Source organism: Pantoea sp. RCC30.1, from assembly GCF_058148845.1.
The window spans coordinates 64,372-84,232 of record NZ_JBXUHX010000003.1 but is presented as its reverse complement, the minus strand read 5'-3'; the positions used below and the strand labels follow the sequence as shown (position 1 = coordinate 84,232).

Genomic DNA, 19,861 nt, shown 5'->3' with positions numbered 1-19,861 from the left:
TCAGAGGCTTAAGTGCCAGTATCATTTGGGAGTGCTCAGCGCCGGGCAGTTTCCTGATGGTTGATGAGGTTTAACATAAGATCAGCCGTTCATTCACAACGGTAAGATGCATTCCATGTTTAATACCGATCTCTCTACCAGAAAAACCTTTGGTCGCCTCTGGGGCCCGGTGACGGGCGCACTTCAGGGATAAGGTGCGTTATCGCGCGGGACGAGCGTGTCAGGGACTGGCTTTGACGTCTTACCAATTGAGCCGGTTTTCTGTGCAGGCACACTGTTACAGCCACCCAGCCAGACGTTACCAACCGCCTAAAAAATGCGCCCTCGGGCGCATTTTCTGGCATCTGCACTACCAGTGCCTGTATCAACGACGCTGGCTACCGTTCTGTCAGTCTGGCATCGCCTCTGCCGGAATAATCGCGCCGCGATGCTGAATCACTGTGCTGGCTGTCAGGTGTCCGCGCTGCGCGGCGGCCTCAGCTGAGGCGCCCGTCAGACGGCACGCCAGATAGCCGGCACTGAATGAATCGCCGGCGGCAGTGGTATCGATTACCTTCTCTTTCGCCAGACGCACCGCAGGCACATCAATCAGCGGCGCATCGCCGGTGGCCACCAGACAGGAGTCGGCACCGCGCTTAATCACGATTTCGCTAGCTCCCGCCTGACGGGTTCGCGCAATAACCTCTTCCAGTGGCTCTTCGCCCCACAGCAGATGCTCATCATCCAGTGTCAGAAAGGCGATATCGGTACAGTTCAGCATGGCGCAATAAGCAGCCTGCGCACTGGCGCGATCGGCCCATAAACGCGGGCGGTAATTGTTATCAAAAATCACCTTGCCGCCATTTGCCCGGCAACGGGCCAGTAGCCCCATCAGCTTCTCACGACTGGCAGGCGGCAGAATCGCCAGACTGATGCCGCTGAGATAGAGATAATCGTAGTGCGATAATTGTTCGGCTATCTCCGCAGATTGCGGGCTATCGAGCCAGTAACGCGCGGCGGCATCGCTGCGCCAGTACCAGAAAGTACGCTCGCCATCGGCATCCGTTTCAATCACATACAGGCCCGGCATCTTATTATCGAGGCGCTGAATCAGGTCCGTGTTCACCTTCTCCTGCTGCCAGGCGGCGATCATCTGATCGCTGAACGAATCCGTTCCCAGCGCAGTGACATAATCGACCCGCAACTGCTGCTCATCAACCTGGCGGGCGAGATAAACCGCCGTGTTAAGCGTATCGCCGCCATAGCCCCGCTTAATGTTCTCACCCTTTTCGGACAGCTCAATCATGCATTCGCCGATGATGGCGATTTTTCTCTGCGTCATGGTTTAAGACCTGTAGTGAAATATCGCCTTAGTCTCGCGTCTGGTATGGCAGACGTCAATGGTTTTAAAACGCCGTTTTAATTTAACTTTAAAGGTGGCTATTAGCCCCGGTCTGGGGGATAAATGCCGGGAATTTGGGCTTTTTTTATCGCTTATGCTAACAAAATGGCTGAGAAACTCTCTTTTCTGAATTGAATCATCTTACTATCCCGCTTCCCTGATGCCGTTGCCCGTGGTCTCGACTATCTTTAACGCAGACCGTGAATGTGCAAGGAGAAGGCGTAATGTCGCGTATCGGGAAAATAGTCAGCTGGATAGCAGGAATTCTGGTGTTGTTGATCGTGGTGATTATCGTCGTCATCGCGACCTTTGACTGGAATCGCCTTAAGCCCACCATCAATCAGAAAGTCTCAACCGAGTTAAACCGTCCCTTTGCAATTCGCGGGGATCTGGGCATCGACTGGGCACGAAATCGCGACGAGGCAGGCTGGCGGCGCTGGGTGCCGTGGCCGCAGATCCATGCGGAAGACATCATGCTGGGTAACCCGCCTGACATTTCTGACGTCACCATGGTGCATCTGCAGCGTGTCGACGCCACCCTGTCACCGCTGTCGCTGCTGCATAAAGAGCTCTTCATCCCGTGGATTAAGTTGCAACGCCCTGATGCGCGACTGATTCAGACTGCCGATAAAAAGAACAACTGGACCTTTACCCTTGCTGATAGCGGCAAGGACGATAAGAATGCCGCGCCATCGGCCTGGTCCTTCCGTCTGGATAATATTCTGTTCGATCAGGGCCAGATTCGTTATCGCGACGCCATTAACCGCGCCGATGTCACGGTGCAGGTCAATCCGCTGGGTAAACCGGTGCCGTATACGCAGATTGCCGGAGGCGATGACCAGCAGAAGGGCGCAGGCGACTTCGTCTTTGGCTGGCAGGCCAGCGGCACCTACAACAATGAGAAACTCACTGGCGACGGCAAGATTGGCGGCATGCTGTCGCTGCGCAGTCAGAACACCCCGTTCCCGATTCAGGCCGATGTACACAACGGCACCACGCGCGTTCAGGTGACTGGCGGTCTGCAGGATCCGATGAACCTCGGCGGGCTTAACGTGCGACTGCGCTTCTCGGGCGATACGCTGGCGAATCTCTATGGCCTGACCGGCGTCCTGCTGCCTGACACACCCCCTTATGAAACTGACGGCCATCTGATTGCCAAATTCAATGGCGAAAAGGGCGCGGTCTACCGCTATGAGAAATTCAACGGCCACATTGGTGACAGCGATATTCATGGCTCGCTGATCTACAGCCAGGTCAAACCTCGCCCGACACTCAGCGGCGAGCTGACCTCTGAGCAACTGCGCATGGCCGATCTGGGGCCGCTGATTGGCGTCGACTCTGGCAAAGGCAGTGAAAAAACCGCGCAGGCCAAAGCCCGGCGCGGTGAGAAATCGAATCAGCCAGCCGACCGCGTGCTGCCGCACAATAAGTTCGACACCAAAAACTGGGATGTGATGGATGCCGACGTGAAGTTCAGCGGCAAACGGATCGAACACAGCAATTCACTGCCGCTAAGCGATCTCTATACCCATTTACAGCTGAAAAACGGTGATCTGCTGCTGGACCCTCTGCGCTTTGGTGTGGCGGGCGGCAATCTCAATAGCACTATCCGGCTGGAGGGCGATCACTCGCCGATGCGCGGTCGGGTTGACCTTCATGTCCGTAAGCTGCAGCTGCGTCAGCTCTTCCCGACTGTGGAGGCGATGAAGAACAGCCGTGGCCAGCTCAATGGCGATGCCAGCTTTACCGGCACCGGTAACTCCGTAGCCGATCTGCTGGCGACCAGTAACGGGCAACTTAAGCTGCTGATGAATGATGGTCTGATTAGCCGCAGCCTGATGGAGATTGCCGGACTCAACGTTGGTAACTATGTAGTGGGCAAGCTGTTTGGCGATGACCAGGTGCGCATCAACTGCGCCGCCACCGATCTCAAGCTGCAGAACGGTGTGGCGACGCCTAACCTGTTTGTATTTGATACCGAGAACGCGATTATCAATGTGTCCGGCAACGCGAACTTCGCCAGTGAGCGGTTGGATCTGTCGGTGAATCCGGAGAGTAAGGGCGTCCGCATCGTAACGCTGCGCTCCCCGCTCTACGTGCGTGGCACCTTTAAAAATCCTGATGCGGGCGTGAAAACGGGTCCACTGCTGGCACGTGGTGCCGCTGCCGTGGCACTGGGCGCAGTAGTGGGCCCGGCGGCGGCGCTGCTGGCACTGATCTCGCCAAGTGATAACGAGGACAACCAGTGCAGCACCGTACTGCAGCAGATGAAGCAGAAGAAGTAACTAGTTGCGATAGAGCACTTTGATAATGTGATAACCAAAGCCGGTCTTTACCGGCCCGTAAGGCGTCAGCAACGGGCAGGTAAAGACCGCTTTATCAAAGGCCGGCACCATCTGTCCCTGCCGAAACTCGCCCAGATCGCCGCCATTCCGGCCGGAAGGACAGGTTGAGTGCTTCTTTGCCAGCTGCTGGAAATTGCCACCCTTTGCCAGTTTCGCCAGAATCTCTTTTGCCAGCGCTTCCTCTTTGACCAGTATGTGTAAAGCCGCCGCGGTTTTCGCCATGTTGGTATCTCGGTTGTGTATAATTGCCGCCCAGTATAAACCCCTTTCTTTTGATTCAATCAGGCGATTTCTCCTATGCGTTTAAACCCCAGCCAACAACGTGCCGTCGAATTTGTTACCGGTCCCTGTCTGGTGCTGGCGGGCGCGGGATCGGGCAAAACCCGCGTGATTACCAATAAAATTGCCCACCTGATTCGTGAATGCGGCTATCAGGCGCGCCACATCGCAGCGGTGACCTTCACTAATAAGGCCTCGCGCGAAATGAAAGAGCGCGTGGCGCAGACGCTGGGCCGCAAAGAGGCGCGCGGCCTGCTGATCTCGACCTTCCATACGCTGGGACTGGAGATCATCAAACGCGAAACCGCGGCGCTGGGCATGAAGTCCAACTTCTCGCTGTTCGACGATCAGGATCAGCTCGCCCTGCTGAAAGAGCTGACAAAAGAGTGGCTGGAAGAGGATAAGACGCTGCTACAGCAGCTGATCTCCACCATCTCGAACTGGAAAAATGATCTGATCGATCCGCAGGGCGCCGCCGCGCTGGCGCGATCACAGCAGGATAATATTTTTGCTCACTGCTACGCCCTCTATAGTCAGCATCTTAAGTCGTGCAACGTGCTCGATTTCGACGATTTGATTCTACTGCCGACGCTGCTGCTGCAGCGTAATCCGGAGGTGCGCGAACGCTGGCAGCAGCGTATCCGCTATCTGCTGGTGGATGAGTATCAGGACACCAACACCAGCCAGTATGAGCTGGTTAAGCTGCTGGTTGGCGCACGGGCGCGCTTCACGGTGGTTGGCGACGATGACCAGTCCATCTACTCCTGGCGCGGCGCGCGGCCGCAGAATCTGGTGCTGCTGAATCAGGATTTCCCGGCGCTGGAGGTGGTGAAGCTGGAGCAGAACTACCGCTCTTCGCAGCGCATCCTGAAAGCGGCGAATATCCTGATTGCTAATAACCCGCACGTCTTTGAGAAACGGCTGTTTTCGGAACTGGGGCAGGGCAGCGAGCTGAAAGTGCTGACCGCTAACAGTGAAGAGCACGAAGCGGAGCGGGTGACCGGCGAACTGATCGCGCATCACTTTATCAACAAAACACAGTACAAAGATTACGCAATTCTCTATCGCGGGAACCATCAGTCACGGACCTTCGAAAAGTTTCTGATGCAGAACCGCATCCCTTATCGCATCTCTGGCGGCACCTCGTTCTTCTCCCGGCCGGAGATCAAGGATCTGCTTGCCTATCTGCGCGTGCTGACCAATCCTGAAGATGACAGCGCGTTTCTGCGTATCGTCAATACGCCACGCCGCGAGATTGGCCCGGCTACGTTGCAGAAGCTCGGTGAGTGGGCCAACCTGCGCAGCAAGAGCCTGTTCAACGCCAGTTTCGATGTCGGCCTGGGGCAGACGCTAAGTGGCCGTGGTCTGGAGCATCTACAGCGGTTCACCCACTGGCTGAATGAGATTATCCAGCTCACCGAACGGGAGCCGGTGAACGCGGTACGCGATTTGATTCGCGGCATCGACTACGAAAGCTGGTTGTTCGAAACCTCCGGCAGCCCGAAAGCCGCCGAAATGCGAATGAAGAACGTCAACACACTGTTTCAGTGGATGACCGAAATGCTGGAAGGCAGCGATATCGATGAGCCGATGACGCTGGCGCAGGTGGTGACGCGCTTTACCCTGCGCGACATGATGGAGCGCGGTGAAAGCGATGAAGAGCTGGATCAGGTGCAGCTGATGACGCTGCACGCCTCCAAAGGGCTGGAGTTCCCCTATGTGTTCCTGGTGGGCATGGAGGAAGGACTGTTGCCGCATCAGAGCAGCATCGATGAGAACAACATCGAAGAGGAACGTCGTCTGGCTTATGTGGGGATCACAAGAGCGCAGAAAGAGCTGACCTTTACCCTGTGCCGCGAACGGCGGCAATATGGCGAGTTAATCCGGCCGGAGCCGAGCCGTTTTCTGCTGGAGCTGCCGCAGGACGATCTGCAATGGGAGACCGAACGCAAAGTGGTCAGTGCGGAGGAGCGGATGAAAACCGGGCAGAGCAGGGTCGCGGGACTGAGAGCGATGCTGGATAAGGCGAAAAAGAGTTAAACCACAAAAGCAGGAGGCGAAGGAGATTCGCCTCACGCGCGTGCAATTACAACAGGGAGCTCCTTCCGCAACTATTTTCACTTTCAGGAGCGTTCATAAAAACCAAAAACCTTTAGCCATGCGGCTTTGCAGTGGTTGTAAGTGTTTAACGTCTATTGTAATTCGCACATATTAAGGTTCATGGCTGGGGGCGCTCTGGGTCGATATTAAAACTGCCCCTGAGATAAAATTAACTGCAGGACAGGTAGAGACAGGCAAACCCAAAGACAAAGCCTATAAACCCGCTGATGGCATGGAATTGTGCGTCTTTAGTTACCTGACCAGAGCAAGCCATACCTGAAAATCTGTAAGATGTTATATGGCATTCTGATAAAGGAGGGTAAGCACAAAGTACCGATTATCTGCACCCCGCCCGAATGCTGCATAAAATGCGACCAGGGCTGTACAATATTTACACTGCCGCCTGCTTCCAGGTATTATTAGCCGTTAAAAGCGCAACGGACGATAACACAAGGAATGTGTCACGATGACCGCACTACAGTTCCCCTGCACCCTATTCAAAACCCAGAAATGGATGGACGACTACAGCGCCAGTGATATGCAATGCGGCGATCTGACAGAAGCGGCGCTAAAATCTCAATACGGGCTGGGCTATATTTCTGACCGGGTTGATCCTTACACGCTTAGCCGGCGCTCTTCAATGGATCGTCCTCAGTCCAGGTTCTGCTGTAATCTGCGCGGGCAGGGTGAAAAGATTACCCGTCAGCAGTGCGCCGCCATGCTGTTTGATGAATTCCGCTCGTTATCCCGTCAGTTTTCCCTTTATGGCCCGTACAGTCATCTGTTCGAAAAGATGATCACTCATATGCAGAACGGCAACGGTAAGCCGTTTCGGGATATGGCGCTGGATGAGGCTTTAAAGGAACATATTATCAGAGATAACTCACAGGAAAATAGTACATATCTGTTATTGAAAGAGATTTTTGATACCTATATCGATTGGGGTAAAAAATACTACCCAATCAGGCAAAAAGGCGAACTAACAAAAGCTATTACTGAGGGACGATTTCCCAGGTTTGACAGATTTCAGGATAATTATAACGGTATGGGTATCTCCGTTCATGATACCTGAGCAACATACATCACCCTTAAATCACTAAATATTGAAAATGATCGATACCGGGCAGTGGTGCATTACAAGGTACAGGATCACTTTGGCCTCGACAGTGATGATATACTCAAAACAAAATTCAGCCAGTTCCATTTTTTCCGTATCTGGTTTGTTCTCCAGCGGTACAATCAGTTTGGCTTCAGACCGTTCATGACTAATATGGAGGCGGCTGTAGAAATTACCGGATTTCGTAATGAAAGTTAAACACAAGACAGCACTATTCGCGCTGTCATTCTTCGCTTTGCTGCTACTGGCATGCATACTCTGGCTGTCACTGCGTACGGTAGAAATCGTCGCTGTACACGAGAATGGTAATCACAGCTATATTTTAGTGAGAAAATTTCCTTTTACGGATCAAGGAAGAATAAATTGGTGGGAGGAAAACAAGGATATGCTCAAAGAAAGGTATGAAGTCCCCAGGCCTGATGCTGATGGTTTTTTTACTGTTGTCTTTTGGGCTTTTGGTGATGGTTATAAAGAAGAAGGTAAGTACGACAGACTTTGCTTTGAAGACATGAAACCACCAAGGAACTGTATAGAAAAAGATAAAGTTTTTATTGTTAGCTACGGTAGGAATATGGGACTCTCTTTTACTACTAATAATAAAATATATCGCATGAAGAAAAATGGGAAGATAGTTAAAGACGGGGCCGATTAGGTTTGCCGCCCTCGCGTAGAGACCGTAATAAAGCATCTCCTACCCGGCTTGCACCAGTCATACATAAGTAGAAAATGCTCAGGAGGCTATGCCGACGCAGAGAAAACCGGCAATACCTTATCGCCTGCCTCAGCGCCGGTCCCGGCAGGTTTTGCAGTATAGATATATGTGGAACGATATTACTGATTTCCAGACGCAGGCCATCAGTACAAAAGGTATAGGGAAGGCGATCCCTTACAGTCTGTAAGATGTTATGTATCATTCTGATAATAGACGGTAAGCACAAAGTCCCCATTATCTGCACCCCGCCCGAATGCTGCATAAAATGCGATCAGGGCTGTACAATATTTACACTGCCACCTGCTTCCACGTATTATTGGCCGCTAAAAGCGCAACGGACGATAACACAAGGAATGTGTCACGATGACCGCACTACAGTTCCCCTGCACCCTATTCAAAACCCAGAAATGGATGGACGACTACAGCGCCAGTGATATGCAATGCGCCGATCTGACAGAAGCGGCGCTAAAATCCCAATACGGGCTGGGCTATATTTCTGACCGGGTTGATCCTTACACGCTGAGCCGGCGCTCTTCAATGGATCGTCCTCAGTCCATGTTCTGCTGTAATCTGCGCGGGCAGGGTGAAAAGATTACCCGTCAGTAGTGCGCCGCCATGCTGTTTGATGAATTCCGCCTGTTATCCCGTCAGTTTTCCCTTTACGGACCGTACCGCTGTCTGATCGAAAAGATGATTACTCATATGCAGAACGGCAATGGTGCTTCCTTCCGTGATATGTCTCTGGACTGTGCTTTAAAGGAACATATTATCAGGGATTCTTCGGAAAAGAGCAGTACACGCATTCTGTTATCAAAAGCATTAAGAACAGGCATCGAATGGGAAAGCAAAAATTTTCCAGCGGAAAAACAAGACAGATTGAGAAAAGCTCTCGCTGAGGGACGATTGCCCAGGTTTGACAGATTTCGGGATAATTATAACGGTATGGGTATCTCCGTTCATGATACCTGGGCAACACATATCACCCTTAAATCACTACATATTGAAAATGATCGATACCGGGCAGTGGTGCATTACAAGGTACAGGATCACTTTGGCCTCGACAGTGATGATATACTCAAAACAAAATTCAGCCAGTTTCACTTGTTCCGCATCTGGTTTGTTCTCCAGGGGTACAATCAGTTTGGCTTCAAACCGTTCATAACCAATATGGAAGCGACTGTAGAGATTAACGGAGGTTGTAATGAAATCCAAAAATAAGAAACTACTATGTGCATTATTACTGATTGGTTTTGTCGTGCTCAGTTACTTTATCTCATTGTCATCCCGTCCGGTAGAGATTATCTCGGTGCATGAAGATGGAGAGTTTAGTTCTGTTCTGGTAAGAAACTTTCCTTTCACTGATCGCGGTAAAGTAGACTGGTGGGTTAAAAATAGTCTGGAATTAAAAGAAAAATATAATATCCCAAAACCGTCAAATGATGGCTTTTTCTCGATAGTCTTTTGGGATTTTGGCGATGGGTATAAAGAAGAAGGAAAATATGATAGACGTTGTTTTAATGATATGAAACCGCCCATAAATTGCATCGATAAAAATTCTTTGCTGATGGTGAATAACAGTAAGAATACCGGAACTTATTTCTCTCTGGATAGCGGAACATACCGTATAAATGACAGCGGTAAAATGGTAAAAAACAAATCAGATTAGCGCTGCTCCCATCGCGTAGTGATAGCAATAAAATTATACGCCTGCCAGGCTCGCACCTGTTCTGCGAATGTCGCAGAGGAAACTATCTCAAACTGTAATTGAGTTCAGGTGTCGTGCGCACAGTAAAATCGGGGCCTTAAAAGGCAGTTTTTAAGCTAAGTAGCTAAAATACATTGTGTGCCGGTATCGACATGTAGACGGAGTCGTTAAAACATCAACTATACCCTGCCTGAAATCTGCAAAAAATCACGGGCAGGGGCTGTACAAAGTTTACACTCAGACCTTAGTCGGGTAATATTTCGTGTGAAGACTCTACGGAAAATAACACAAGGAATGTGTCACGATGACCGCACTACAGTTTCCCTGCACGATATTCAAAACCCAAAAATGGATGGACGACTACAGCGCCAGTGATATGCAGTGCGCCGATCTGACAGAAGCGGCGCTAAAATCCCATTACGGGCTGGGCTATATTTCTGACCGGGTTGATCCTTACACGCTGACCCGACGCTCTTCAATGGATCGTCCTCAGTCCATGTTCTGCTGTAATCTGCGCGGCCAGGGTGAAAAGATTACTCGCCAGCAGTGCGCCTCAATGCTGTTTGATGAATTCCGCTTGTTATCCCGTCAGTTTTCCCTTTACGGGCCATACAGTCATCTGATCGAAAAGATGATCACCCATATGCAAAATGGTAACGGTAAGCCGTTTCGGAATATGGCGCTGGATGGGGCGTTAAAAGAACAAATTCTCAGCGATAAGTCACAGGAAAATAGTACACATGTTTTATTGCAGAAAGCGTTTGAAGACAATATAGACTGGAAAAATAACATTTATTTATCTATTGAGAAGGCAAAACTGTATGAAGCCATATCAGGGGGTAAATTGCCTAAATTCAATAGACTTCAGGATAATTTTAACGGTATGGGTATTACCGTTCATGATACCTGGGCAACACACATCACCCTAAACTCCCTGCATATTGAAAATGATCGTTTCCGGGCAGTGGTGCATTATAAAGTTCAGGATCATTTTGGTCTGGATAGTGATGACATTCTGAAAACAAAGTTCAGCCAGTTCCACTTCTTCCGCATCTGGTTTGTTCTCCAGCGATATAATCATTTTGGCTTCAAGCCTTTCATGACCAATATGGAAGCCACCATACAAATCACAGGAACTCGCAAATGATAGCGAAATACAAGAAAACTATAATTTCGCTCTTTCTGGCTGGTTGTGTGCTACTTAGCTATTGGCTTTGGTTGTTTCTTCGTCCTGTGGAGATCATAGATGTTCATCACAGAAGTAGTGGTTTTAGTGATGTTCTGGTCACCAATTTTCCGCCGACTGATAAAGGAAAAATCAACTGGTGGTTAAAAAACAAGGATATGTTAAAAGATAAATATGACATTCCAATGCCTGAAAGAAATGGCTATTTTTATACAACCTTCTGGATATTTGGCGAGGGGTATAAAGAGGAAGGAAAATATGACAGGCTTTGCTTTTTTGATATGTCCCCTCCTGTAAACTGCATTGAGAAAGATAGGGTTTTTTCGATCAGTTCCAGCAAAAACAGAGGCACTATATTTACAGTAAATGATGGCGAATACCGTATGAATAAAGAGGGTAAGATAATAAAAATTAAAGATGAGTAATCTCTGCGCCCCTCATGTAAAGAAAGCAATAAAACCAGTCTGGCTTAAAGCCATTCATGACCAATATAGAGGTTGCCATGGAAATTTTGGGGGGTCGTTAATGATAGTGAAAAACACCACTATTGTTCTGCTCTTTCTGGCTGGCTGTGTGCTACTTAGCTATTGGCTTTGGGTGTTTCTTCGCCCCGTGGAGATCATAGACGTTCATCACAGAAGTAGTGGTTTTAGTGATGTTCTGGTCACCAGTTTCCCGCCGACTGATAAAGGAAAAATCAACTGATGGTTAAAAAATAAGGATATGTTAAAAGATAAATATGGTATTCCCAACCCTGATTCAGAGGGCTACTTTTATGTAACTTTTTGGTTGTTTGGAGAAGGATATAAGAAAGAAGGGAAATATGACAGGCTTTGTTTTGATGATATGAAGACAAAAGTAAACTGCATAGAAAAAGATGCTGTTTTTTCTGTCGATAAAAGCAGAAATATGGGCGTAATCTTTACCGTGTACGATGGTGATGATTATCGCTTAGACCATAATGGTTACATTATAAAAGCCGCTTCCGATTAGGTTTACTCCACGCGAAGAGACAGCAATATAATCAGTCTGGCTTCAAACCTTTCATAACTACTGGAAGCTGCTGTAGAAATTACCGGAGTTCGTGATGAAAGTTAAACATGAGGCAACTCTATTCGCGCTGTCCTTCTTCGCTTTGCTGTTACTGACGTGCTTACTCTGGCTGTCACTGCGTACGATGGAAATCGTCGCTATACACGAAAATGGTATCACAGCTATATTTTAGTGAAAAAATTTCCTTTTACGGATAAAGGAAGAATAAACTGGTGGCAGGAAAACAAGCATATGCTCAAAGAAAGGTATGAAGTCCCCAAGCCTGATGCTGATGGTTTTTTTACTGCTGTCTTTTGGGATTTTAGTGATGGTTACAAAGAAGAAGGTAAGTATGACAGACTTTGTTTTGAAGACATGGAGCCACCAGAGAACTGTATAGAAAAAGATAAAGTTTTTACTGTCAGCTATGGCAGGAATAGGAGGCTCTCTTTTACAACGAATAATGAAATATATCGCATGAAGAAAAACGGTAAGATGGTAAAAGACGGAACCGATTAGATTTACTTCACGCGTAGAGACAGCATTAAAGCATCCCCTACCCGGCTTGCACCAGTCATACATAAGCAGCAAAATGCTCAGCAGGCTATCCCGAAGGAGAGAAAAGCGACAATGCCTAACCGCCTGCCTCAGGGGCATTGAAAATAGATAACGATTACATCGTAGTTATTTCCATGCCTCTCACTTAAAAGTCTATTCCTGCAGCGTTAATAACCAGTGGACGTAAGACTGATAATGGCTTTCCTGCTCCAGCAGCTCGCTGCGCAGCGGATGTGCTTCCAGCCAGCCAGCGGGCAGGGTCAGATGCAGGGCATCGTCGTCTGCCTGTAGCCGCACAGCAGGCAGAGTGTCGTCGCGACGGCGGGTGGAAAAAATAATCGCCAGTCGCAGCAGACGACACATCCGTTCCGCCAGACGCGGCGGCAGGGCGTTTTGCTGGGTCAGCAACGCCAGGTCGATGCTGCCGCTCTGGTTTTGCAGCAAACAGGCCAGCAACTTCTTCTGCGCCGGTGTGAAGCCGGGAAGATCGAGGTGACGTACCAGATACGCCGCGTGCTGCGGCGCATGACGGAAGTCGACGCTCAGGCCGATTTCGTGGATCGCGCAGGCGCTGAGCAACAGCTCACGACAGTGCTGATCCAGCTTCCACGGTGTAGAAACCTGACGGAAGAAACTTTCTGCCAGCTGACGCACGCGGTCTGCCTGTTCGACATCGATGCTGAAACGGCGCTGGACGTTGTGCAGCGTACGGGTCCGGATATCGCGGTCGATGGGCAGATGCAGCATGCCGTAGACCAGCCCTTCCCGCAATGCGCCGCCCGCCAGCGTCATGCTATCAATGCTGAGCTCCTGGAAGATAGCGATCAGGATCGACAGGCCACTGGGGAACACCAGTGCCCGTTCCAGCGTCAGTCCTTCGATTTCCAGCTCTTCCAGTTTGCCGCACTGAATGGCGCGCTGCTTCAACTGCTGCAGTTTATTCAGCGTGATACGCTCATCCATGCCCTGCGCCACCATGATCTCCTGCAGTGCCTGAACCGTGCCGGATGCCCCGACACAGGCCTGCCAGCTCTGCTCACGCAATTGCGCTGCAACGGGCTGGATCATCTCACGCGCCGCCAGTTCGGCCTGATCAAAGTTCTCTTTTGCCAGGTGACGATCGCTAAAGAAGCGCTCCAGCCACGTCACACAGCCCATCGACAGGCTGAACAACACCGACGCGTGCGAACCATCGCCGGTGGCCAGCTCGGTACTGCCGCCGCCGATATCGACCACTAAACGCTGGTCCGAACCGCCGGTAGTGTGGGCCACGCCCTGATAAATCAGGCGCGCCTCTTCTTCACCGCTGATGACGTTGATAGTACAGCCGAGAATCTGTTGAGCCGTGTCCAGGAAGGTCTGCGCATTGGCAGCCAGACGCAGCGTAGCGGTCGCCACCACGCGAATCTGATCGGGGGGAATATCCTGCAGTTGTTCAGAGAATAGTCTGAGGCATTGCCAGCCACGCGACATCGCATCGGCTGACAACAGGTTATTTTTATCCAGACCGGCAGCAAGGCGGACCTTGCGCTTAATTTTTGCGACGGTCTGAATACTGCCAGAGACCTCGCGCACCACCAACATATGAAAGCTGTTAGACCCTAAATCAATCGCTGCATAAAGTGACGATGCGCTTAGCATGATGCCCTAACCTGAACGTTTACGGTTGTTATTGCGTGGAGCACCGCGACGATTGGCGTTATTTCCCCCGCGACGCGGGCCACTGCCGGTACGGCTACGCTGCAGACGCTTAGGCGGCGGTAAATCGGTTAACAACGCTTCGCTGCTGTACTTGCTGACCGGGATGCTGTGGCCAATGTACTCTTCAATCGAAGGCAGGTTCAGCGCGTACTCTTCACAGGCCAGGCTGATTGAGTGTCCGCTGGCGCCCGCACGACCGGTTCGGCCAATACGGTGAACGTAATCTTCACAGTCGTCTGGGAGATCGTAGTTAAATACGTGGGTCACAGCCGGGATGTGCAGACCGCGAGCCGCAACATCGGTCGCGACCAGAATATCCACATCACCTTTGGTGAAGTCATCCAGAATGCGCAGGCGCTTCTTCTGAGCCACATCGCCGGTCAGCAGGCCAACACGGTGTCCGTCCGCAGCCAGGTGGCCCCAGACATCTTCACAGCGGTGCTTGGTGTTAGCGAAGATAATGGCGCGATCGGGCCACTCTTCTTCCAGCAGGGTCTGCAGCAGGCGCATTTTCTCTTCGTTAGACGGATAGAAAAGCTCTTCCTGAATGCGATGGCCGGTTTTCTGCTCCGGTTCCACTTCCACATATTCAGCACTGTTCATGTGCTCAAACGCCAGTTCACGGACGCGGTAGGAGAGGGTCGCTGAGAACAGCATGCTCAGACGCTGAGTTGCCGGCGGCATGCGACGGAACAGCCAGCGGATATCTTTAATAAAGCCGAGATCGAACATGCGATCGGCTTCGTCCAGCACCATGACCTGAATGGCACCGAGGTTAACGTGATTCTGCTTCGCGTAATCGATCAGGCGACCAGTGGTTGCCACCAGGATATCAACGCCCTGCTCGAGTACTTTCAGCTGTTTGTCATAACCGTCTCCGCCATAGGCGAGACCCAGTTTCAGGCCGGTTGAGGCGGTAAGGGGTTCTGCATCTGCATGAATCTGCACAGCAAGTTCACGCGTCGGCGCAAGAATTAATGCCCGTGGCTGGTTAACCTGACGACCTTCCGCCGCAGGATGAGAGAGAAGATGATGGAACGTTGACGTCAGAAACGCCATCGTTTTGCCGGTACCGGTTTGCGCCTGGCCTGCAACATCACGCCCTGAAAGCGTAAAAGGCAGAGCTAACGCCTGAATCGGCGTGCAGTATTGAAAGCCTTTAGTATCAAGGGCTTCCACCACTTTTGGGTGCAGGGCGAAGTCGGAAAACTTCTGTTCAGTTAAGTGTGTTTTGCTCATAGTGTGGTAGAATATCAGCTTACTATCGCTTTACGAAAGCGTATCCGATGAAATAAAGTCAACCAACATTGGTATTTTTTACGCCAATTCGCCAGGCATAATCTTGTGGAGTAAAACATGAGCAGCGATAAAATCGTTCATCTGACTGATGACAGTTTCGACACCGACGTGCTGAAAGCCGACGGCGTTACACTGGTAGATTTCTGGGCTGAATGGTGTGGTCCTTGCAAAATGATCGCGCCAATCCTTGATGAAGTTGCAGAAGAGTATGATGGCAAGCTGACCATCGCTAAGCTGAATATTGATGATAACCCAGGCACGGCACCGAAGTATGGCATTCGTGGTATCCCGACGCTGCTGCTGTTTAAAAATGGCGAAGTCGCCGCGACCAAAGTGGGCGCGCTGTCTAAAGGCCAGCTGAAAGAGTTCCTGAACGCCAATCTGGCGTAATTCAGGGCTGAATGTCTGGCAGTGGTGATTTTATCTCCTGCTGCTGGACGTTCACTTTCAGGCGTGCTAAGTTACCAACACTGCATTACGAACTTACCTTGTAGTTAGCATCTAAAGTTTTCCCTTGTTGAACCCTGTCGCCCTGTACATTATAAAGATAGAACGGTTCAGCAATCTTACGGTTAGCTCCAACTCTGGCATTACATTCGGACATCTCCCTGCATACCGATCGCCATTCCATACGATGATCGTCGGGAAGAGCCGAAAAGAGCCATTAACGGCATGGATTAGTTGCCATACCATTCACGACAAACATTCCGAGTATTACCCCGAGTTTAAGAACCCATCACTATGAATCTTACCGAATTAAAGAATACGCCGGTTGCTGAGCTGGTTACTCTCGGCGAAAATATGGGACTGGAAAACCAGGCTCGTATGCGCAAGCAGGACATTATCTTTTCAATCCTGAAGCAGCACGCGAAAAGCGGCGAAGACATCTTCGGTGATGGCGTGCTGGAGATCCTTCAGGATGGTTTTGGATTCCTCCGTTCCGGAGACAGCTCCTACCTCGCCGGTCCTGATGATATCTACGTTTCCCCCAGCCAGATTCGCCGCTTCAACCTCCGCACGGGTGACACCATCTCTGGCAAAATCCGTCCACCAAAAGAAGGTGAACGTTATTTTGCGCTGCTGAAAGTTAACGAAGTTAACTACGACAAGCCGGAAAACGCGCGTAATAAGATTCTGTTCGAAAACCTCACGCCGCTGCACGCAAACAAGCGTCTGCGTATGGAGCGGGGTAATGGCTCAACGGAAGATTTAACCGCTCGCGTACTGGATCTGGCGTCGCCAATTGGTCGTGGCCAGCGTGGTCTGATTGTTGCACCACCGAAAGCCGGTAAAACCATGCTGCTGCAGAATATCGCGCAGAGCCTGGCGCACAACTATCCGGACTGTACCCTGATGGTACTGCTGATCGATGAGCGCCCGGAAGAAGTGACGGAGATGCAGCGTCTGGTGAAAGGCGAAGTTATCGCCTCAACCTTCGATGAGCCAGCTTCACGCCACGTTCAGGTTGCTGAAATGGTGATCGAGAAGGCCAAACGTCTGGTTGAACACAAGAAAGATGTCATCATTCTGCTCGACTCAATCACACGTCTGGCGCGTGCCTACAACACCGTGGTTCCTGCTTCAGGTAAAGTCCTGACCGGTGGTGTGGATGCCAACGCCCTGCATCGTCCAAAGCGTTTCTTTGGTGCTGCACGTAACGTGGAAGAGGGCGGTAGCCTGACCATCATCGCAACCGCGCTGGTTGATACCGGTTCGAAGATGGATGAAGTAATTTACGAAGAGTTTAAAGGTACCGGTAACATGGAACTGCATCTCGCCCGTAAAATTGCTGAAAAGCGTGTCTTCCCGGCGATTGATTACAACCGCTCTGGTACACGTAAAGAAGAGTTGCTCACCTCTCAGGAAGAGCTGCAGAAGATGTGGATCCTGCGTAAGATTATTCACCCAATGGGCGAAATCGACGCAATGGAATTCCTCATCAACAAGCTGGCGATGACCAAAACTAATGATGAATTCTTCGACATGATGAAGCGTTCATAATCCGATACTGCCAGGCCGAACCACAGATTCGGCTTTTTTAGTCCAAATGCGCAGAAAATCGACCTTACGCCACGTCTCAACGTGGCGTTTTTCATTTGTGAGCTATAGGATTGAACACTGGCAGGAGCATTTATAATGACTGTGGTAGTGATGGCGAATTTTTGACCGTTCGTCTGTCTCTTTATGCAGAATTCGGAATCCGACACAGCGACCGGCGCGTTTTTTCGCGTATTGTTGTGCGGGATGTTAGCTGAGAGCGTTTAACGTGAATTTACTCACTATGAGTACTGAGCTTGGTTTAATTTTTCTCTTTTCCCTGGCTTTCCTCTTTTTTGCTCGAAAAGCAGCTAAAAAAATTGGTTTAGTTGATAAGCCTAACTCACGTAAACGCCACCATGGCGCGATTCCGTTGGTGGGCGGCATCTCTGTGTTCGCAGGTATCTGCTTCACGTTTGCCATTACCAACTACTATCTGCCACACGCGCTGCTCTATCTGGGCTGCGCCGGTGTTCTGGTGCTGGTTGGCGCACTGGATGACCGCTTCGATATCAGCGTCAAATTCCGTGCGGTCGTGCAGGCCATTGTCGCCCTGGTGATGATGTTTGGCGCAAAACTCTATCTGCTCAGCCTGGGCTTTATCGTCGGCCCGTTCGAGCTTATCGTCGGACCCTTCGGTTATGTGCTGACCCTGTTTGCCGTCTGGGCCGCGATCAACGCCTTTAATATGGTGGATGGGATCGACGGTCTGCTGGGCGGACTCTCTTCGGTCACCTTTGCCGCTATGGGCATCATCCTCTACTTCGACGGCCAGACCAGCCTTGCGATGTGGTGTTTTGCGATGATTGCCGCCACGCTGCCCTATATCCTGCTTAACCTCGGTTTCCTTGGCCGCCGCTTCAAAGTCTTTATGGGCGATGCCGGCAGCACCATGATCGGTTTCACCATTATCTGGATTCTGCTGGAAACGACGCAGGGTCTGAGTCATCCCATTACGCCTGTTACCGCCCTGTGGCTCATCGCCATTCCGCTGATGGATATGGTGGCGATTATGTATCGTCGCCTGCGTAAAGGCATGAGCCCGTTCTCGGCTGACCGCCAGCACATCCACCATCTGATTATGCGTGCCGGCTTTACCTCGCGTCAGGCCTTTGTGCTGATCACCGTTGCGGCGGCGATCCTCGCCGGTATCGGTGTGCTGGGTGAGTATCTGGCCTTCATCCCGGAGTGGGTAATGCTGCTGCTATTCCTGGGTGCCTTTATGGTTTACGGCTACTGCCTGAAACATGCGTGGCGCGTGGCGCGACGCATCCGGCGTATCAAGCGTCGTCTGAGCCATTACCGCGAAGCAAAAAACAAATGAACCCGATGCTGATTAAAGGATAACTCTGCCATGCCTTCTGACGTTGTGGACAACGAACTGGATATTCGCGGCCTGAGCTGCCGTTTATGGCGTGGCAAGCGCTGGATTGTCGGGCTGGCGCTGCTGTTTGCTCTGGTGGCCTGGCTGGTCACACTGTTGCTGAAACAGGTCTGGAGCACCACGGCGATCACCGATCGTCCGACGGTGAACATGCTGGGTTCTTACTATGCGCAGCAGCAGTTCCTGACCAATCTTGATGTGCGCAACAACGCCCTGACCCTGGCAGCGCCGTCACCGACGGTGATGGATCAGGTCTATCAGGAGTTCACCATGCAACTCGCCTCGTGGGATACGCGTCGTGAGTTCTGGCAGCAGACGGATTACTTCAAAAGTCGTAAAACCGGCAATGCGCATAACGATGCCGCGCTGCTCGACGATATGATCGGCAATATCCTGTTCACGCCCGCTGACGCGGCACATAACCTGCCTGATAACGTCAAACTCAAAGCGGAAACGGCCGGCGACGCCAACAATCTGTTGCGTCAGTACATCGCCTACGCCAGTGAGCGCGCCGCGCGTCATCTGAACGATGAGTTAAAAGGCGCCTGGCGGGCGCGTTCCGACCAGTTGCAGGCGCAGGTGAAGCGTCAGGAAGATGTGGCTAACGCGGTATTCGAGCGCCAGCAGCATCGGCTGGAGCAGGCGCTGAAGATCGCCAGTCAGCAGGGCATTAATGAGAAGCAGACGCGCGAAGTGGGTGAGAACCTTGCGGACAGCGATCTGTTCCTGCTGGGCCAGCCTGTTTTACAGGGACAGCTGGATACCCTGCGCGCCACCGGTCCGAGCTTTGATATCAGCTATGATCAGAACAGAGCAATGCTGACCACGCTGCAGACCGGGCCAAAACTGAACAGCAAGTTCCAGACCTACCGTTATCTGCGTACGCCGGAAGAGCCGGTATCACGTGACAGTCCGCGACGTCTGTTCATGATGATTATGTGGGGTGCCGTTGGGGCATTAACAGGCGCGGGAGTGGCGCTGGCACGTCGTCCGCGTCTGATGTCAGACACGCATGAGTGAGAGAA

Annotated in this window: 14 protein-coding genes and 4 pseudogenes; 14 read left to right on the top strand and 4 right to left on the bottom strand. The window is 51.1% G+C overall.

The window, feature by feature from the left end:
• Positions 1-388: 388 nt before the first annotated feature.
• Positions 389-1,321, bottom strand: coding sequence for a 2-dehydro-3-deoxygluconokinase (gene kdgK / locus AC2LB6_RS04500; protein WP_490092610.1), 933 nt, complete (start codon positions 1,319-1,321; stop codon positions 389-391).
• Between the two features lie 284 nt (positions 1,322-1,605).
• On the opposite strand from kdgK, the gene AC2LB6_RS04495 reads away from it, so the two are divergent.
• Positions 1,606-3,666, top strand: a complete 2,061-nt coding sequence (locus AC2LB6_RS04495) for an AsmA family protein (RefSeq protein ID WP_490092609.1) — start codon at positions 1,606-1,608, stop codon at positions 3,664-3,666.
• Here AC2LB6_RS04495 and ppiC read toward each other — a convergent pair whose 3' ends face one another.
• Positions 3,667-3,948: a peptidylprolyl isomerase PpiC gene (ppiC, locus tag AC2LB6_RS04490; protein WP_010257386.1), complete on the bottom strand. Its 282-nt coding sequence runs from the start codon at positions 3,946-3,948 to the stop codon at positions 3,667-3,669.
• Positions 3,949-4,023: 75 nt separating this feature from the next.
• Between ppiC and rep the strand changes: the two genes are divergently transcribed.
• The 9 genes and pseudogenes from rep to AC2LB6_RS04445 all read left to right on the top strand — a co-directional run bounded on the left by rep (position 4,024) and on the right by AC2LB6_RS04445 (position 12,376).
• Entirely contained in the window at positions 4,024-6,045 is a 2,022-nt protein-coding gene (gene rep / locus AC2LB6_RS04485; protein ID WP_490092608.1) for a DNA helicase Rep, read from the top strand.
• Positions 6,046-6,571: 526 nt separating this feature from the next.
• Positions 6,572-7,420, top strand: a pseudogene (locus AC2LB6_RS04480) (YPO3983 family protein).
• Positions 7,410-7,874: a DUF943 family protein gene (locus AC2LB6_RS04475; RefSeq protein WP_490092607.1), complete on the top strand. Its 465-nt coding sequence runs from the start codon at positions 7,410-7,412 to the stop codon at positions 7,872-7,874. The pseudogene AC2LB6_RS04480 and the gene AC2LB6_RS04475 overlap by 11 nt, the downstream one beginning before the upstream one ends.
• A 423-nt stretch (positions 7,875-8,297) precedes the next feature.
• A pseudogene (locus AC2LB6_RS04470) lies at positions 8,298-9,152 on the top strand (YPO3983 family protein).
• Positions 9,136-9,600 carry a DUF943 family protein gene (locus tag AC2LB6_RS04465; RefSeq protein WP_490092606.1) on the top strand — a complete coding sequence of 155 codons (465 nt, stop codon included), beginning with the start codon at positions 9,136-9,138 and terminating at the stop codon, positions 9,598-9,600. Before AC2LB6_RS04470 ends, AC2LB6_RS04465 begins: the two are co-directional and overlap by 17 nt.
• 343 nt (positions 9,601-9,943) lie before the next feature.
• The gene (locus AC2LB6_RS04460) at positions 9,944-10,786 is read left to right on the top strand and encodes a YPO3983 family protein (protein ID WP_490092605.1); all 843 of its coding nucleotides are present in this window, start codon (positions 9,944-9,946) and stop codon (positions 10,784-10,786) included.
• Positions 10,783-11,250, top strand: coding sequence for a DUF943 family protein (locus AC2LB6_RS04455; protein WP_490092604.1), 468 nt, complete (start codon positions 10,783-10,785; stop codon positions 11,248-11,250). The genes AC2LB6_RS04460 and AC2LB6_RS04455 overlap by 4 nt, the downstream gene beginning before the upstream one ends.
• Before the next feature lie 100 nt (positions 11,251-11,350).
• Positions 11,351-11,818 (top strand): annotated as a pseudogene (locus AC2LB6_RS04450) (DUF943 family protein).
• Positions 11,819-11,912: 94 nt separating this feature from the next.
• Positions 11,913-12,376 (top strand): annotated as a pseudogene (locus AC2LB6_RS04445) (DUF943 family protein).
• A 192-nt stretch (positions 12,377-12,568) separates the two neighbouring features.
• On the opposite strand, the gene gppA reads toward AC2LB6_RS04445, so the two are convergent.
• Both gppA and rhlB read right to left on the bottom strand, forming a co-directional pair.
• Positions 12,569-14,056 (bottom strand): guanosine-5'-triphosphate,3'-diphosphate diphosphatase, encoded by a 1,488-nt coding sequence (gene gppA, locus AC2LB6_RS04440; RefSeq protein WP_490092603.1) that lies wholly within the window; start codon positions 14,054-14,056, stop codon positions 12,569-12,571.
• A gap of 6 nt (positions 14,057-14,062) precedes the next feature.
• Positions 14,063-15,355 carry an ATP-dependent RNA helicase RhlB gene (gene rhlB, locus AC2LB6_RS04435; RefSeq protein WP_090966423.1) on the bottom strand — a complete coding sequence of 431 codons (1,293 nt, stop codon included), beginning with the start codon at positions 15,353-15,355 and terminating at the stop codon, positions 14,063-14,065.
• 117 nt (positions 15,356-15,472) lie between these two features.
• Here rhlB and trxA point away from each other — a divergent pair, with 117 nt between their 5' ends.
• The 4 genes from trxA (at position 15,473) to wzzE (ending at position 19,856) form a co-directional block, all read left to right on the top strand.
• Positions 15,473-15,805, top strand: a complete 333-nt coding sequence (gene trxA / locus AC2LB6_RS04430) for a thioredoxin TrxA (protein ID WP_003851963.1) — start codon at positions 15,473-15,475, stop codon at positions 15,803-15,805.
• A gap of 351 nt (positions 15,806-16,156) precedes the next feature.
• Positions 16,157-17,416, top strand: coding sequence for a transcription termination factor Rho (rho, locus tag AC2LB6_RS04425; protein WP_010257369.1), 1,260 nt, complete (start codon positions 16,157-16,159; stop codon positions 17,414-17,416).
• A 280-nt stretch (positions 17,417-17,696) separates the two neighbouring features.
• Positions 17,697-18,776, top strand: coding sequence for a UDP-N-acetylglucosamine--undecaprenyl-phosphate N-acetylglucosaminephosphotransferase (gene wecA, locus AC2LB6_RS04420; protein ID WP_090966419.1), 1,080 nt, complete (start codon positions 17,697-17,699; stop codon positions 18,774-18,776).
• A 30-nt stretch (positions 18,777-18,806) separates the two neighbouring features.
• A complete protein-coding gene (gene wzzE / locus AC2LB6_RS04415; RefSeq protein ID WP_090966417.1) occupies positions 18,807-19,856 on the top strand; it encodes an ECA polysaccharide chain length modulation protein in 1,050 nt (349 codons plus the stop codon).
• Positions 19,857-19,861 lie beyond the last annotated feature (5 nt).